14 protein-coding genes and 1 other RNA gene are annotated in these 15,214 nt (G+C 69.9%); 7 read left to right on the forward strand and 8 right to left on the reverse strand.

Annotated elements, in window-relative coordinates; all coding sequences use genetic code 11:
- The first annotated feature begins 17 nt into the window (after positions 1–17).
- The gene (locus DJ69_RS07375) at positions 18–752 is read left to right on the forward strand and encodes an MBL fold metallo-hydrolase (RefSeq protein ID WP_099255030.1); all 735 of its coding nucleotides are present in this window, start codon (positions 18–20) and stop codon (positions 750–752) included.
- A 56-nt stretch (positions 753–808) separates the two neighbouring features.
- Here the strand turns inward: DJ69_RS07375 and DJ69_RS07380 are convergent, their stop codons facing one another.
- A complete protein-coding gene (locus DJ69_RS07380) occupies positions 809–1,984 on the reverse strand; it encodes a PGF-CTERM-anchored ABC transporter substrate-binding protein (protein WP_099255031.1) in 1,176 nt (391 codons plus the stop codon).
- Positions 1,985–2,046: 62 nt separating this feature from the next.
- On the opposite strand from DJ69_RS07380, the gene btuC reads away from it, so the two are divergent.
- Entirely contained in the window at positions 2,047–3,189 is a 1,143-nt protein-coding gene (btuC, locus tag DJ69_RS07385) for a vitamin B12 ABC transporter permease BtuC (RefSeq protein WP_099255032.1), read from the forward strand.
- On the forward strand, positions 3,186–4,490 hold the full coding sequence (locus DJ69_RS07390; RefSeq protein WP_099255033.1) for an ATP-binding cassette domain-containing protein: 1,305 nt from the start codon (positions 3,186–3,188) through the stop codon (positions 4,488–4,490). Before btuC ends, DJ69_RS07390 begins: the two co-directional genes overlap by 4 nt.
- A 50-nt stretch (positions 4,491–4,540) precedes the next feature.
- Here DJ69_RS07390 and ffs read toward each other — a convergent pair.
- An RNA gene (ffs, locus tag DJ69_RS07395) (signal recognition particle sRNA) lies at positions 4,541–4,852 on the reverse strand.
- 64 nt (positions 4,853–4,916) lie between these two features.
- The gene (locus DJ69_RS07400; protein WP_099255034.1) at positions 4,917–5,330 is read right to left on the reverse strand and encodes a DUF7548 family protein; all 414 of its coding nucleotides are present in this window, start codon (positions 5,328–5,330) and stop codon (positions 4,917–4,919) included.
- 120 nt (positions 5,331–5,450) lie between these two features.
- On the opposite strand from DJ69_RS07400, the gene DJ69_RS07405 reads away from it, so the two are divergent.
- Positions 5,451–5,909: a hypothetical protein gene (locus DJ69_RS07405; RefSeq protein WP_099255035.1), complete on the forward strand. Its 459-nt coding sequence runs from the start codon at positions 5,451–5,453 to the stop codon at positions 5,907–5,909.
- A 35-nt stretch (positions 5,910–5,944) separates the two neighbouring features.
- On the opposite strand, the gene DJ69_RS07410 is transcribed toward DJ69_RS07405, so the two are convergent.
- Both DJ69_RS07410 and DJ69_RS18280 read right to left on the reverse strand, forming a co-directional pair.
- Positions 5,945–6,970 carry an aldo/keto reductase gene (locus tag DJ69_RS07410; RefSeq protein WP_099255036.1) on the reverse strand — a complete coding sequence of 342 codons (1,026 nt, stop codon included), beginning with the start codon at positions 6,968–6,970 and terminating at the stop codon, positions 5,945–5,947.
- 65 nt (positions 6,971–7,035) lie between these two features.
- Complete coding sequence (locus DJ69_RS18280; protein WP_180271741.1) at positions 7,036–7,206, reverse strand: hypothetical protein; 171 nt, start codon at positions 7,204–7,206, stop codon at positions 7,036–7,038.
- Between the two features lie 119 nt (positions 7,207–7,325).
- Here DJ69_RS18280 and DJ69_RS07415 point away from each other — a divergent pair, with 119 nt between their 5' ends.
- The 3 genes from DJ69_RS07415 (at position 7,326) to DJ69_RS07425 (ending at position 11,718) form a co-directional block, all read left to right on the forward strand.
- Positions 7,326–7,793, forward strand: a complete 468-nt coding sequence (locus DJ69_RS07415) for a pyridoxamine 5'-phosphate oxidase family protein (protein WP_099255037.1) — start codon at positions 7,326–7,328, stop codon at positions 7,791–7,793.
- Positions 7,794–7,871: 78 nt separating this feature from the next.
- On the forward strand, positions 7,872–11,024 hold the full coding sequence (gene ileS / locus DJ69_RS07420) for an isoleucine--tRNA ligase (protein WP_099255038.1): 3,153 nt from the start codon (positions 7,872–7,874) through the stop codon (positions 11,022–11,024).
- A 169-nt stretch (positions 11,025–11,193) separates the two neighbouring features.
- Entirely contained in the window at positions 11,194–11,718 is a 525-nt protein-coding gene (locus DJ69_RS07425; protein ID WP_099255039.1) for a GNAT family N-acetyltransferase, read from the forward strand.
- Positions 11,719–11,788: 70 nt separating this feature from the next.
- On the opposite strand, the gene lrpA1 is transcribed toward DJ69_RS07425, so the two are convergent.
- The 3 genes from lrpA1 to DJ69_RS07440 all read right to left on the reverse strand — a co-directional run bounded on the left by lrpA1 (position 11,789) and on the right by DJ69_RS07440 (position 15,162).
- Positions 11,789–12,217 (reverse strand): HTH-type transcriptional regulator LrpA1, encoded by a 429-nt coding sequence (lrpA1, locus tag DJ69_RS07430; protein WP_099255040.1) that lies wholly within the window; start codon positions 12,215–12,217, stop codon positions 11,789–11,791.
- A 107-nt stretch (positions 12,218–12,324) separates the two neighbouring features.
- Positions 12,325–13,263, reverse strand: a complete 939-nt coding sequence (locus DJ69_RS07435; RefSeq protein ID WP_099255041.1) for a thiamine pyrophosphate-dependent enzyme — start codon at positions 13,261–13,263, stop codon at positions 12,325–12,327.
- A gap of 3 nt (positions 13,264–13,266) precedes the next feature.
- On the reverse strand, positions 13,267–15,162 hold the full coding sequence (locus DJ69_RS07440; protein ID WP_099255042.1) for a 2-oxoacid:acceptor oxidoreductase subunit alpha: 1,896 nt from the start codon (positions 15,160–15,162) through the stop codon (positions 13,267–13,269).
- Positions 15,163–15,214 lie beyond the last annotated feature (52 nt).

Raw genomic sequence — 15,214 nt, forward strand, 5'->3', positions numbered from 1 at the left:
CGTCCGGAGGCCCGCGCATGACGGTCCATTACGACGACTTCTCGGTCGAGTGGCTCGGGTACGCGACGGCGCGACTGGAGCCCGAGGGCGGCCCCGTCGCCTACACGGACCCCGGTCGATACGGCGTCCTCGACGACTACTGGGCCCGCGACGGCGACCTCGTCGTCGTCACCCACGACCACCACTACGACCCCGAGGGGATCCGGTCCGTGGCGCGTGAGGACGCGACGATCGTGATCTACGAGGCGGTCGACGCCGCGGGGATCGATCGCGACGTGGAGCCGGTCGAGTCGCTGGCCGAGGAGTACGACGTGATCCGAGTCGACGACGAGGCGCGCGTCGACGTGGCGACCCCGGCCGGCGAGGTCGCCGTCTGGTCGGTCGCCGCGTACAACGATCCCGAAGGACCCAACGCCGGACCGGACGGCTCGGTCATGCACCCGCCGGGACTCGGCTGCGGGTTCCTCCTCGGGCTCGGCGACCGCACCGTCTTCTGGCCGGGGGACTCCGACGCGTTCGAGGGGTTCGCGGAGCTCGACGTGTCCGTCTTCCTCGCGAACATCGGGGGCGGCGGGATCGTCTCCGACCGCGGCGCCGCCGCCGAGCTGGCCGACGCGATGGACCCGGATCTGGTCGTTCCGATCCACTACGACACCTTCGAACAGCTGGCGGCGGACGGCGAGGCGTTCGCGGGCGACGTGGCCGCGCGCTCGATCCCGGTCGCGCTCGACGCGCGGTCGGCGAACCAGTAGCGGCGGGAGAAGGGGCACGCCGCGGGCAACGATCCGCTGGAGGGGGCGAAGGTCGCCTACGGTCGACGCGCGATCAGCGCCGCAGCGAGCGCCGCGGTCAGAGCCGCCACGACGCCGAACCCGGGCGCTTGGCTCTCCGAGCCGTCGTCACCGTCGGTCGTTCCGTCATCGCCGCCTGACGTTCCGTCGTCGCCGTCGCTTGTTCCGTCGTCGCCGTCGTCACCGTCAGTCGTCTCATCGTCGCCGTCGCTCGCTCCCTCGCCCCCCGTCTGCAGCTCCTCGACCGCGGTCGCGAGCGTTCTCGTCGACTCGATGACGCTCCGCGGGGCGGGCTGATTGAGGTAGTTCACGTTCATCACGACGTAGTTGTCCTCGAGCCCCGCGGTCGTGCTGGCGTACGGCTCCTCGTCGAGGATCGACGCCTCGGGGTCGGTGACGAGGACGATCTCGGGATCGGTCTGGAGGATGACCTCGCTCGAGAGCTGGGGGTAGCCGTCGCCCTCGGCGGCGGCGACGTTGTCCACGCCGCCGACCGCCATGATGGAGTTGATGAACGTGTTGTTCGCGGCGACGTAGCCGTCACCGAGCGGATACAGCGCGGCGGGGCGGTCGAGGTCGGCGGTGCGGTTCTCGGCGTCCGCGACCGCCTGGTTCATCTCCGCGTTCGTCTCGGCGGCGGCCTCGCAGTTGCCGACGAGCCGCCCGGTCGTCTCCGTCTTCGCCGCGATGTCATCGACCGAGGTCGCCGCGGCGAAGTGGTACACCGTGAGGTTCTGCTCGCGGAGGGTCTCCGCCGTGCTCGCCGAGGACGCGTTCGGGACGAGCACGAGGTCCGGTTCGGTGCCGACGACGCGCTCGACGCTGACGCCGAACCCCTCGGCCGAGACGTTCGCCCGCTCGCTGGCCCCGTCGAGGTAGGCGGCGTACTGCGTCACGCCGACGACGCGGTCCTGCGCGCCGATCTCCCAGAGCGTCTGGGCGGCCGACGGGTTCGTCGTCGTGATCCGCTCGGGTCGCTCGTCGAGCGTGACCGTCGTCCCCGTGGCGTCCGTGATCTCCAGCGGGAACCCGCACGCGTCGTCCGTCTGGGAGACGCTCGGACCGTCGCTCGGGGAGTCGACGGTCGGCGTCGGCTCCGTCGTCGGCTGTGCGCCCGCGACCGGGCCCGCGACGCCGCCCAGAAGGGCGGTCGTCACGAGCAGGGCCATCACGATGACGTGCCTGTCTCGCATCGCGTCGACGACGGCGCTCGTTCAATAAGTATTTACCTACTACAAGTTTTGTTGGAGAACGAATGAGTGCCTGGGGGCGAGCCGCGGGCTGGTCGGCGGCGTTAGCGGCGACGCTGGCCCTCGTGGCCGTGGTGAGCGCCGCGATCGGTCCCGTCCGCGTTCCGCCCACGGCGGTGGTGAAAGCGGTGTTGAACGCGCTCGTCGTTCCGACCGGCGTGGAGACGACCGCCCAGGGCGCCGGGACGCTTACGCTTCCGGGGGTGGACCTCGTGTACCGGTCGCCGTTCGCGTTCCCCGTCGACCGCGTGCACCAGCAGATCGTCGTCGGCGTCCGGCTCCCGCGGATCCTCATGGCCGCGCTCGTGGGGTTCGCGCTCGCGGCCGCCGGAACGGTGATGCAGGGGTTCTTCCGCAACCCGATGGCCGACCCGTCGATCATCGGCGTGTCTTCGGGCGCCGCGGTCGGTGCGGTCGCGTTCATCGTGTTCCCCACCGCGCTGTCGGCGACCCTGGTGCTCCCGCTGGTCGGCTCGGTCGACGTGGCGCTCTCGCACGGCGCTGGGGTGAGCCTCTTCGCGTTCGTCGGCGCGCTCGCCGCCGCCTTCGGCGTGTACGCCATCGCGACGCGGCACGGCCGGACGCCGGTCGCGACCCTCCTCCTCGCCGGCGTCGCCGTGCAGACGTTCCTCGGCGCGGTCATCTCGTACCTCCAGCTGCAGGCCGGCGAGTCGCTCCGGCGGATCGTCGCGTGGCTGATGGGCCACCTCTCCGGCGCCGGGTGGAGCGACGTCGCCGTCACCGCGGTCGTCGTCCCGCCGCTGTTCTGCGTCCTCCTGGTGTACGCGCGCGACCTCAACGTCATGCTGCTGGGCGAAGAGGAGGCCCAGGGGCTCGGTATCGCGGTCGAGCGCACGAAGCGGATCCTGCTCGGCGCCTCGGCGCTGATCACGGCCGCGGGCGTCGCGTTCGCGGGGGTCATCGGCTTCGTCGGCCTGATCGTTCCGCACATGCTCCGGCTGGTCGTCGGCCCCGACCACCGCGTCCTGCTCCCGAGCGCCGCGCTCGCTGGCGGGTCGTTCCTCGTCGCGGCCGACACCGTGGCGCGGGCCGGGAGCACGGAGCTCCCCGTCGGGATCGTCACCGCCGCCGTGGGCGCGCCCTTCTTCGTCTACCTGCTCGTGACCCGGGAGGTGCACGAGCTGTGACCGCCGACTCCCCCGCCGTCGGCGATGGGGCGTCCCGCACGCCCGACGACGCCGGGGCCCCACCGATCGAGGTCCGTGACCTGTCGGTCGCCTTCGGCGATGTCCCGGTCGTCTCGGGCGTCGATCTCCGGGTCGAGCGCGGGTCGCTCGTGGGGCTCGTCGGCCCGAACGGCGCGGGGAAGACGACGGTCCTTCGGGCGATCAAGGGGACGCTCTCGCCCGACGCCGGCGAGGTCCGGCTCGACGGCGACCCCGCCGACTCGCTGTCCCCGCGGGAGGCCGGACGCCGGGTCGCCAGCGTCCCGCAGGAGACGAGCCTCGCCTTCGACTTCCGCGTCCGACAGATCGTCGAGATGGGGCGCACGCCGCACCTCGGCCGGTTCGACGGTCACGGGCCGGCCGACGATCGGGCGGTCCGCGAGGCCATGGACGCGGCCGGGGTCGCGCGCTTCGCGGACCGGGCGATCACCGAGGTCTCCGGCGGCGAGCGCCAGCGGGTCCTGCTCGCGCGGGCGCTGGCACAGGAGACCCCGTCGCTGCTGCTCGACGAGCCGACGGCGAGTCTCGACGTGAACCACGCGGTCCGGACCCTCGAACTCGTCAGGGGTCTCGTCGACGGGGAGCGCGCCGCGATCGCGGCGATCCACGACCTCGACGTGGCCGCGCGGTACTGCGACGAGATCGTCGTCCTCGCGAACGGCGGCGTCCGGGCCGCCGGGCCGCCGGCGGACGTGTTGACGGCGGGGACCCTCCGGGACGCGTTCGACGCCGAGGCGTTCGTCGGTGAGAACCCGTCGACCGGGACGCCGACGGTCACCGCGTTCGACGCGCTCGACGGAGCCGACGAGAGCGGTGGAGCCGAATCGACCGACGCCCGTGAGTCGACCGACGCCCGCGAACCGCGCCGCGTCCACGTCGTCGGAAGCGGCCGATCGGCGGCGCGAGCGGTCGCGCGGCTGGCCGCCGCGGGCCACGCCGTCTCCGTCGGGGTCGTCCCCGAGGGCGACGCCGCGGCGGGCGTCGCGACCGACGCGGGCGCGACGGCGGTGACGGCGCCCCCGTTCGCGGCGGTCCCTGCCGAGCGCCGGGCCGAAGCGGTCGCTCTCGCCGAGGAGGCCGACGTGACGGTCGCAGCCGGGAGCGGGGAACGGGGAGAGACGGAGGCGAATTCCGAAGCGGGCGCGAACGCGGCGGTGTTGGCGGCCGGCGACCGGATCGCGCGTATCGACGACGGATTCGGCGATAGCGAACTGCTCGACGCGGTACGCGAGTGCGACGGGAACGACGCAGCGGATCGATAACCCGGTCGAGCGGGAGCGCGGCCGCTAACGGGTGTGAAAACGGATATGAATGGCGGACAGGCGGGGTTGCCCGGCGTTCCGGCGCGGGGTATCCCGGTTGCCTTCTCCACCCCGCGACCCGACGAGCGACGGGCGTCCGGCGGTGGGCTGCTCGCTTCCGCGCCTGACCCAGTGTCGCCGACGAACCGCGACGGACCGCTCCTGCGAGCGGACGCCGCGGACCGCTGTCCCCGGCGGACGAGGCTTCCACGTTGGCTCTCGGGGCCCGCGCCGGTCAGACCGGACGCGCCCGCTGTTCGGTCCCCGCTAAAGACTACCTCACGGGTGACGAGCGGGGCCTAACCGCCCGACCTAGTCCACTTCGAGGTACACGGCACCACCTTAAGGGCCTTTCGTTCGCCGGACAGCCGGTCGGAGACCGGGCCCCTACGCCAGCAGTTCGCGGGCGTACACCGCGGCGGACACCGGCATCAGGACCGAGAGAACGACCACGGCGCGAGCGTGCCACTCCAGCCAGCGGTGTTCGGCGAACATCGTGGTGGGCTCGACCGCCGCGGCCCACAGCGCCGCGCTCAGCGTCGTCGCGACGCCGAGCATCACCGCGACGCCGGCGAGCGTCCCCGGATCGAGGTTGCCGCGCTCGACGGAGGCGACGACGACCGCGCCGAGCAGCGCGAACAGGGCGACGCCGGCGCCGCCGAGCGGGCCGGAGGCGTAGTAGCCGGCGAGCTGGGACGCGTACTCGCCGCCCGACACGACCGCGTACGGCGCGCCGAGCGCGATCACGGTGACGACGCCGGCGGCGATTCCCGCCCGGCGCGAGATGTCGCGGAGCTCCATGGTCGTGGCTCGGGAGGGGACGGCGGTAAAAGGACCGGATCGCGGCGAGTCGTCGGCGTGCGGCGGCGTCCGCCGGCGTGCTCCCGTAGCGTTTTGGGTCGCCGGCGCGGAGGGAGGCACATGACCCTCGATGTCGACCCGCCGGAGCCGCCCGAGCTCGCCGCCGTGGACCCCAACGAGTACGAGGACGCGGAGGTCGCGGGCGGGGAGTACCGCCGCGACGAGCTGGAGGCGTTCCTGCGCGAAGGCGCGTGGGAGGAGGCGTTCGAGGAGTGGGCCGCCGGCAGCGACATGGACGAGGCGGACTGGCGGATCGCGCTCGACCTCGATCTGGTCTCCCGGTTCGACTTCTTCTGGGACGACTTCGCCGACCGAGTGGGGTACCACGCCCCCGGACTCCCCGAGGACTGGAAGGAGCGCGACCTCCACCCCGACCTGGACTCGTGGGGCACCGTCTCGGCGATCAACGCGGGGCTCACCGAGCTCGGGCAGATCGTCTGCGAGACGCTGAAACGGGAGTACATCGACTGGGAGGCCGAGTTCGAGGCGCCGGACGACCTTCCCGACTTCGACGAGTAGCGCCGTGCGAGAGGCGGAGTCGAGGGGGCGACCGCTCAGTGCCCCCAAAGGTTCCCGTCCGGGGCGTAGCGCGCGTCCATGATCCGGTTCCACTGCCCGTCAGAGAGGTCGAGATCGGTGGCCGCGACGTTTTCCGCGAGCTGGTCGGGCGTGCGCGCGCCGACGATGGGGACACAGGTGAACTCGTCCCACTCCGTGAGCCACGCGAGCGCGGTCTGGGCGGGCGTCGCGTCGAGCTCGTCGGCGACCTCGCGCACCGCGTCGAGCACCTTCCAGCCGCGCTCCGAGAGGTAGAAGCGCTCGAACCGGTCGTCGAAGCTCGCCCGCGATCCGTCCGGGGCGATCACCTGCTCCGGGTCCTCCGGGTCCGCGCGCTCGTACTTCCCGGTGAGGAACCCGCCCGCGAGCGGGGAGTACGGACACACCGCGAGGTCCTGGTCGGCGCAGACGTCGAGGTACCCCTCCACGTCCTCGTAGTAGCCGGCGTGGTGGAGCGGCTGGACCACGTCGAAGCGCGCGTAGTCGTTGGCGTCGGCGGTCCACAGCGCCTTCGTCAGCTGCCACGCCGCCATCGTCGAGGCGCCGAGGTAGTGCACCTTCCCCTCCGAGACGAGCTCGTCGAGGACACGCATCGTCTCCTCGATCGGCGTCTCCTCGTCCCAGCGGTGGATGTAGTACACGTCGAGGTACTCCGTGTCGAGCCGGTCGAGGGTCCCCTCGACCTGCGCGCGAACGTGCTTTCGCCCCAGTCCCGAGTCGTTGGGGCCGGGCTCGCCGCGCCCGTCGAACGGGAAGTACACCTTCGAGGCGATCACGTAGTCCTCGCGGTCGCGGTCGGCGAGCCACTCGCCGATGTACTCCTCGCTTTTCCCGTTCGGCGTCCCGTACACGTTGGCGGTGTCGATGAAGTTGATCCCGCGGTCCGCCGCCGCGTCGAGCAGTTCGTGGGCCTCCTCGCGCCCCGTCTCCACGACGCCGTTCGTCTCTCGCCCGAAGCGCCACGTCCCGAAGCAGAGCTCGGAGACGCTGAGTCCCGTGTTGCCGAGTCGTCGATACTCCATACGGTCCCCTCTCGCCGCCGATCTGTAAAGCGTGGCGGCAGCGGCGGTTCGGACGAAAAATCCCGCTATCCGCCGCCGATCCCGCCGTATCCGCCGCTCCGCGCCTCCGCCTCGCGCTCGCGGCGGTTCCGCTCGTCGTCCCCGTCCGGCGGCGTCGACCGCTCCGGGTCCCGGTCGGGCCTCCGTGCCACGAGCGCCCAGCCGAGGTTCTCGCGCGCGAGCTGTCGGAGGGACACGGCCCACGTTCTCGTCCGCGAGGGAAGGGCCCTGTTCCGAAGGGGCCACGAGGCCGAACTCGCCGGGCGGCGTCGCCGACCGCTGTGGGAGTTAAGCCGACGCCGGACGAACGTCACGTATGGAACACGTTCACTACGCGTACACTCGCGGGATGAACGACGACGAGGCCGCCGAACGCCTACGCACGGCGGACTCCGGCGTCCTGTCGCTCGCTCGGGATAACGACGCGTACGCGCTTCCGCTGGCGCACTACTACGACGGCGAGAAGCTCTACTTCCGCCTCGGACTGCGCGACGAGAGCACGAAGCGAGCCTTCTGGGACGCGACCGAAACCGCCTGCTACGTCGTCCACGACACGGACCCGACCGACGAACCGCAGGAGCTCGACTCGTGGAGCGTCGTCGTCACCGGGCGGCTCGCGGAGCTGTCCGAGGCCGAGCGCGAGCGCTTCGACACCGCCGAGATCAACCGTCGATTTACGCCGATCCGCGTGTTCGACGAAGCGATCGAAGCCGTCGATATCACCATCGCCGAGTTCGAGATCCGCACGATGACCGGGCGGACGACGCCGGCCGCGGACCGCTGACGCGAGTCGCGCGTCGCCGATGGGGACGGTCGGCGCAGAGTCCGCCGTATTCAAATACGCGCGCGCAGACCAACGGATATGGACGAGATCGACGACCAGTACACGCCCGCGGACGTGGAGTCCGGGGTCGACGAGTACTGGGACGACACCGACGCCTACGAGTCGGCGAAGGAGGCGCACGCCGACGACCCGCCCTTCTTCTTCGTCGACGGCCCGCCGTACACCTCCGGACAGATGCACCTCGGCACGGCGTGGAACAAGACGCTGAAGGACGCGATCATCCGCCACAAGCGGATGACGGGGCACCGCGTCACCGACCGCCCGGGGTACGACATGCACGGGCTCCCGATCGAGGTGAAAGTCGAGGAGGAGCTCGGCTTCGAGAACAAGCGGGACATCGAGGAGTACGGCATGGAGTCGTTCATCGAGAAGTGCAAGGAGTTCGCCCTGCGAAACCGCGCGGCGATGGACGAGGACTTCAAATCCATCGGCGTGTGGATGGACTGGGACGACCCCTACGAGACGATCAGCCCCGAGTACATGGAGGCGACGTGGTGGGCGTTCTCCGAGGTCGCCGACAACGGGCTCGTCGAACAGGGGAAACGCTCCATCTCGCAGTGCCCGCGGTGTGAGACCGGGCTCGCCAACAACGAGGTCGAGTACGAGGACGTCGAGGACCCCTCCATCTACGTGAAGTTCCCGCTCGCCGACCGCGAGGGGAGCCTCGTCATCTGGACGACGACGCCGTGGACGATCCCCGCGAACACCTTCGTCGCCGTCGACGAGGAGCTCACCTACAACGCCGTCCGCGCCGAGAGGGACGGCGAGGAGGAGCTCCTCTACGTCGCCGCCGAGTGCGTCGAGGACGTGCTGCAAGAGGGGCGTTACGAGGAGTACGAGGTCGAAGGCGAACTGACGGGCGACGAGCTCGTCGGCTGGGAGTACGACCACCCGCTCGCCGACCACGTCGCCGACTACCCCGACTTCGAGGGCGCCGGACAGGTGTACGCCGCCGACTACGTGGAGGCCGACCGCACCGGCCTGGTCCACTCCGCGCCGGGCCACGGGGAGGAGGACTTCCACCGCGGCACCGAACTCGGGCTCGAGATCCGCTGTCCGGTCGCCCCCAACGGCGAGTTCACGGCGGCCGCCGGAGCGTACGCCGGCCAGTTCGTGCGCGACGCCAACGACGACATCGTCGACGACCTGGTCGCCGACGGCCACATGCTCGCGCACGGCACCGTCGATCACAGCTACGGCCACTGCTGGCGCTGTGACACCGGCATCATCCAGCTGGTCACCGACCAGTGGTTCATCTCGATCACGGACGTGAAAGACGACCTCCTCGACAACATGGAGGAGTCGGAGTGGCATCCCCAGTGGGCCCGCGACAACCGCTTCCGCGACTTCATCCAGGACGCGCCCGACTGGAACGTCTCCCGCCAGCGCTACTGGGGCGTCCCGATCCCGATCTGGGTGCCGGAGGACGCCGACGCCGGGAACCTCGACGAGGACATGATCGTGATCGGCACCCGTGAAGAGCTCGCCGAGCGCGTCGAGGAGGACATCGACCCCGAGACGATCGACCTCCACCGTCCCGCCGTCGACGACCTGACCATCGTCGAGGACGGGACCGCCTACCGCCGGGTCGAGGACGTGTTCGACGTGTGGCTCGACTCCTCGGTCGCCTCGTGGGGCACGCTCGGCTACCCGAGCGACGAGGCGGCCCACGACGAGCTGTGGCCCGCCGACCTCATCGTCGAGGCGCACGACCAGACCCGCGGCTGGTTCTGGTCCCAGCTCGGGATGGGCACCGCCGCGGTGGATCAGGTGCCCTACGAAGAGGTGCTCATGCACGGGTTCGCCAACGACGAGGACGGGCGGAAGATGTCCAAGTCCGTCGGCAACATCGTCACGCCCGAGGAGGCGATCGAGCGCGCCGGTCGCGATCCGCTGCGCACCTACCTGCTCAGCCACGACCAGCAGGGCGTCGACCTCGCGTTCGAGTGGGACGGGCTCGGTGAGATCCAGGGCAAGCTCAACATCCTCTGGAACGTGTTCCGGTTCCCGCTGGAGTACATGGACCTCGACGGCTACGACCCCGCCGAGGCCGACCTCGACGACGGCGACCTCGAACTCGTCGACGAGTGGGTGCTCTCGCGGCTCCAGTCGGTGGAGACGGAGGTCGAGGCGGCGTGGGAGGACTACCGCGTCAGCGACGCCGTCAACGCGGTGATCGAGTTCGTCACCCAGGACGTGTCACGGTTCTACGTGAAGGCGGTCCGCGACCGCATGTGGGAGGAGGCCGACTCCGCCTCGAAGCGCGGCGCCTACGCGACGCTCGCGACGGTCCTCGACGAGACGACCCGACTGCTCGCGCCGATCGCGCCGTACATGACGGAGCGCATGTACCAGACGCTCGACGGCGAGGCCACGACGGTCCACCAGCTCGACTATCCCGAAGCCGACGAGACCCTCCGCGACCCGGATCTCGAGCACGATATGGCCGTCCTCCGCGACGTGGAGGAGGCCGCCGCGAACGCCCGCCAGCAGGCCGGCCGGAAGCTCCGCTGGCCCGTGCCGCGCGTGGTCGTCGAGAGCGACGACGAGGGCGTGACCGCCGCGGTCGAGCGCCTCTCGGAACTGATCGCCGAGCGCGTCAACGCCCGCGAGGTGACCGTCACCGACGCCTTCGACGAGCTGGTCGAGACCGCCGAGCCGCAGATGGGCGCGATCGGCCCCGCCTTCGGCGCCGACGCCCAGAAGGTGATGGAAGCGGTGCAGGGCGCGCCCCGCGCCGCGGTCGAGAACGGCGAGGTGACCGTCGACGGCGAGCCCGTCGACCTCGACGACGAGATGGTCGAGTACGTCGCCGAGCCGCCGGAGCACGTCTCCGGCGCCGACTTCGACGGCGGCGCCGTCTACGTCGACACCTCTCTCACTCCGGAGATCGAGTCCGAGGGATACGCCCGCGACGTGATCCGCCGCGTACAGGAGATGCGCAAGGATCTCGATCTGGACGTGGAGGCTCGGATCCGCGTCGGCGTCGCCGTCGACGACGACCGGGTCTCCGGCTTCGTCGACGACCACGCCGACCTGATCGCCGGCGAGGTGCGCGCCGACACGTGGCTCGACGACCCGAGCGACGCCGCAAACGTCGACGGCGGCCTCGTCGAGGAGTGGGAGGTCGAAGGCGTCGCGATCACGATCGGGATCGAGCCGGTCGCCTGACGCCTGATCGGGAGCGCCGCGGGAGACCGTACGGCGATCCGTAAGGACAGGCAGTTGTCAGACGCGGACTCCCGACGGAGCTGATCGGTTTGGGTATTCTCGCCCGTTATTCCCCGTGAAACGTTCTCGTCCCGAAACCTATAGGTGACTTCTTTACCCACGGTCGTATATGCATGTCCGGGCGGCGCGGCCCGACGACGCGGAGGCGCTGCGGACGGCAGTCTCGCGAGCCCGCGAGGCGACCGTCTTCGACGACATCGGAGCTCCCCTTCTCGACGTGTCCGCCGCCGGCGTCCGCGAGGCCGCCGCGGAGGCCGAGTGGTCGTTCCTGATGGAGGACGAGGACGGACCGGTGGGCGTCGCCATCGCCCACCCTGACGCGGAGGGGGCGTCCGACGAACCGGGATCAAACCAAGCGCGCGGCGACGCCGGCGCGGGCGATCTGGAAGCCGAACTGCTCGCGCTGTGGGTCCACCCGAACCACGCGGGGGAGGGCGTGGCGACCGAACTGCTCGCGCGCGTCGCGTCGTCGGTGACCGAACGCGGCGTCGGAACCCTTCGCGCGACCGTCCCCGCCGACAGTCCCGGCGCCACCGAGTTCTTCAGCGCGCACGGATTCTCTCACCGCGACACCCGTCGCGGCCCGGCCGGTGACGAGTTGGTCGTCGTCGCCGACGTGGCCGCGCTGCGATAGCGCCCGCGTCGCCGCGCTCACCAACCGGTAGAAGGGATCTGTCGATGCCGGACGGACCGCCCGCCGCGAGTTACTTCAGACGCTCCTGCAGGAACGAGGGGTGCGCCGCGGTGACGCCGTCGACGCCGAGGAGTTTCTCGGAGATGACGTCGCCGAGTTCGTCGCCGTCGCCGGCGCGGACCTCGGCCATCAGCATGTGGTCGCCGGAGGAGGTGTACAGCGCCTGCACCTCGTCGAGCTCCTTCAGCTTGCGAGTCGCGCCCACGTACTGACCCGAGTCGACGTCCATACCCACCATCGCGATCGACTGCGACGAGAGCTTCTTCGGGTCGATCTCCGCGGAGTAGCCGACGATCACGCCCTTCTCCTCGAGGCGGTCGATGTACTTCCGCACCGTCGGCTTCGAGACGTCAGCCCGGTCGGCGATCTCCGCACAGGAGGCCTGCGCGTCCTCCTCTAACACCGACAGGATCCGTTCCTCCGTCGATACCGTACTCATGAGTATCGCTTTGTCTCCACAGAAAAAATACCTTGCGAATCAAAAAACGAGACGAACGGACGACGAACCCCGGCGGGACCGCCGGTCGATCCCGGCGTACGGCCGTATCAGGCGTGCTTGTCGAGGAACATGTCGTGGGAGCGCTCCCACTCGTAATCGTCATCCCAGTAGCGCTCGGCCAGCGGCTCCTCGGGCATCTCGCCGATCGACTGCTTCTCGGCGCCGTAGGACGGACGGTCCTCGTCGACGTAGAAGCGGCCGGTGAGCACCTCGCCCTCGTACAGCGACTCTTCGGTCTCGCGCATCATCTCCGCGGCCTCGACGCGGTCGGTCTTGTCGAAGTCGTAGTCGTCGGACTCGTTGACGTCGATGTACGGGACGTACTGGCGCGCGTCCTTGTTCCAGGTCGGACACTGGGTGAGGAAGTCGACGTGCGCGAAGCCGTCGTGTTCGATCGCCTCGATCAGGATCTCCTTGGCCTGGTTCGGGTTGACCGCGGCGGTCCGGGCGACGTAGGAGGCGCCGGCGTTCAGCGACATCGAGAGCGGCTTGATCGGCTCCTTGGCGCTGCCGTGCGGCTGCGTCTTCGACTTGTGGCCCTTCGGGCTGGTCGGGGAGGTCTGCCCCTTCGTGAGCCCGAAGATCTCGTTGTTGAAGACGATGTACGTCATGTCGTGGTTCTCCCGGGCCGTGTGGATGAAGTGGTTCCCGCCGATCCCGTAGCCGTCGCCGTCACCGCCGGCGGCGATCACTTCGAGGTCGGGGTTCGCGAGCTTCGCGGCGCGGGCCACGGGCAGCGAGCGCCCGTGGATCGTGTGGAACCCGTACGTGTCGAGGTAGCTGTTCAGCTTGCCCGAGCAGCCGATCCCCGTACACAGCAGGGTCTCCTCCGGCGAGCGGCCGACCTCGGGGAGCGCCTGCTTGAGCGCCTTCAGGACGCTGAAGTCACCGCAGCCGGGACACCACGTCGGCTGAGGCTCGACGCCGGGCGTGTACTCGTCGCGGTCGATCTCTCGCTCCTCTCCGATTGCTGAAAACGTGCTCATTGGTTAGTCACCTGCGGCTGGGACGAAGGTGGTCTGCTGGCCGGACGCATCGCCGTCGCCCTCGATGATTGCGGTCTCGAACCCGTCGACGACCTCCGCCGGCTCGAACGGGTTCCCGTTGTACTTCAGCAGGCTCGACAGCTTCTCGCCGTAGCGGCCGAGATTCTTCTGAATGAGCCCGCGGAACTGTCCGGACGCCGTCATCTCGACGACGAGGACCTCGTCGACGCTCTCGACGAACGCCTCCACCTGCTCCGTCGGGAAGGGGAGCATGTCGGAGACGCCGTACGACTTCACCGAGATGCCGGCGTCGTTGAGGCGACCGACCGCCTCTTCGACGGTCCCCTGCTGGCTGCCGAACGTGAGGATACCGTACTGGGCGTCCTCGGGGCCGGCGTACGACCCGGTGTCCTCTTGGTCGAGGTCGGCGCGGATCGCTTCCAGCTTCTCCGTGCGCCGGTCGATCTGCGCGACGCGGTTGTCGGGCGACTCCGCGATGTGGCCGGTCGGGTCGTGCTCGTTGCCGGTCGCGAGGAAGCGACCGCCCTTCTGACCGGGGATCGACCGCGGCGAGACGCCGTCCTCGACGTCGTGCTGGAACCGGTGGAACTTCCCGTCGGCCGAGTGCGGCTCGTCGGCCAGCGCGTCTTCCGAGAGCGTCTTCCCGAGCGTCGGGTTCGGCTCGCGGTCGAAGTGGCTCTTCGGGACGTTGGTCATCTCGCCGCCGAGCTTCTGGTCGTACAGGAGGATCGACGGGATCTGGTACTCGTACGCCAACCGGAAGGCGATCCGCGACTGCTCGTACGCCTCCTCGACGGTTCCGGGTGCCAGCACGACGCGCTGGGAGTCACCCTGCGAGGTGTACAGGACGTGCTCGAGGTCGGACTGCTCCGGCTTCGTCGGCATCCCGGTCGACGGCCCGGCGCGCATGGCCTCGACGAGGACGACGGGAGTCTCCGTCATCTCCGCGAGCCCGAGCGGTTCCGACATCAGCGCGAAGCCGCCGCCGGAGGATCCGGACATGGCCTTCACGCCGGCGTGCGAGGCCCCGACAGCGAGCGCGGCCGCAGCGATCTCGTCTTCCACCTGCTCGGAGATCCCGCCGAGCTTCGGCAGGTTCTTCGTCATGATGGTGAACACCTCGGTCCACGGCGTCATCGGGTAGCCGGCGATGAACCGGCACCCCTCGTCGATGGCGCCGTAGGAGATGGCGTCCGAGCCGGACATGAGCAGCTGCGTCTCGTCGTGCTCGCCGGTCGGCACCCCAACGTCCGGGGCGTCCACGTCGTACTCCTCGCTGACCTGGTCGTAGGCGGTCTCGAGGATCTCGATGTTCGGTTCGAGGATCTTCTCCGGCATCGCGTCGCGCATCAGGTCCTCGACGTGATTGAGGTCCATCCCGGTCAGCGCGCAGGTCGCGCCGACGCCGGCGGTGTTGCGCATGACCTCGCGCCCCATGTCGCGGGCGAGGCCGCGCAGGTCGAGCGGGTATACGTGCCAGTTGTTCTCCTCGGCGCGCTCCTCGAAGTTCGGAATCTCGGAGGCGTCGAGCAGTCCCTCGTCGTATACGATAACCCCGCCCTCGCGGAGCTCGTCGAGGTTCTCCGAGAGCGGCTTGATCTCTTCGTTCCCGTAGACGGCCTCCTCCTGCGGGTTTCGGGCGAACGAGTCGCCGAGCGCCAGCAGGAAGTTGTAGCCGTCTCCCCGGGAGTTCACCGGGTCCGAGGACGCCCGGACTTCGGTGTAGGTGTGACCCCCGCGGATCCGCGACGGGTAGTGGCGATGCGTGAAGACGTTGAGCCCCGATCGCATCAAGGCCTTCGCGAAGTTCTGGCTGGTCGAAGCGATCCCGTCACCGGATCCCCCCGAAATCCGCCAGATGAGTTCGTCGTCAGTCATAATGGTATGTGAGCCCGTGAGGGCCTCGTAGGTCGATGTTATGTTGGTTACC

It is taken from the genome of Halorubrum persicum (assembly GCF_002727125.1).
In the GTDB taxonomy this organism is placed as follows: Archaea; Halobacteriota; Halobacteria; order Halobacteriales; family Haloferacaceae; genus Halorubrum; species Halorubrum persicum.

Bases quoted from the DNA above. Each gene is read 5' to 3' on its own strand.
- DJ69_RS07375 (WP_099255030.1), top strand. From the start codon at position 18: ATGACGGTCCATTACGACGACTTCTCGGTCGAGTGGCTCGGGTACGCG.
- DJ69_RS07380 (WP_099255031.1), bottom strand. From the start codon at position 1,984: ATGCGAGACAGGCACGTCATCGTGATGGCCCTGCTCGTGACGACCGCC.
- btuC (WP_099255032.1), top strand. From the start codon at position 2,047: ATGAGTGCCTGGGGGCGAGCCGCGGGCTGGTCGGCGGCGTTAGCGGCG.
- DJ69_RS07400 (WP_099255034.1), bottom strand. From the start codon at position 5,330: ATGGAGCTCCGCGACATCTCGCGCCGGGCGGGAATCGCCGCCGGCGTC.
- DJ69_RS07405 (WP_099255035.1), top strand. From the start codon at position 5,451: ATGACCCTCGATGTCGACCCGCCGGAGCCGCCCGAGCTCGCCGCCGTG.
- DJ69_RS07410 (WP_099255036.1), bottom strand. From the start codon at position 6,970: ATGGAGTATCGACGACTCGGCAACACGGGACTCAGCGTCTCCGAGCTC.
- DJ69_RS07415 (WP_099255037.1), top strand. From the start codon at position 7,326: ATGGAACACGTTCACTACGCGTACACTCGCGGGATGAACGACGACGAG.
- ileS (WP_099255038.1), top strand. From the start codon at position 7,872: ATGGACGAGATCGACGACCAGTACACGCCCGCGGACGTGGAGTCCGGG.
- DJ69_RS07425 (WP_099255039.1), top strand. From the start codon at position 11,194: ATGCATGTCCGGGCGGCGCGGCCCGACGACGCGGAGGCGCTGCGGACG.
- lrpA1 (WP_099255040.1), bottom strand. From the start codon at position 12,217: ATGAGTACGGTATCGACGGAGGAACGGATCCTGTCGGTGTTAGAGGAG.
- DJ69_RS07435 (WP_099255041.1), bottom strand. From the start codon at position 13,263: ATGAGCACGTTTTCAGCAATCGGAGAGGAGCGAGAGATCGACCGCGAC.
- DJ69_RS07440 (WP_099255042.1), bottom strand. From the start codon at position 15,162: ATGACTGACGACGAACTCATCTGGCGGATTTCGGGGGGATCCGGTGAC.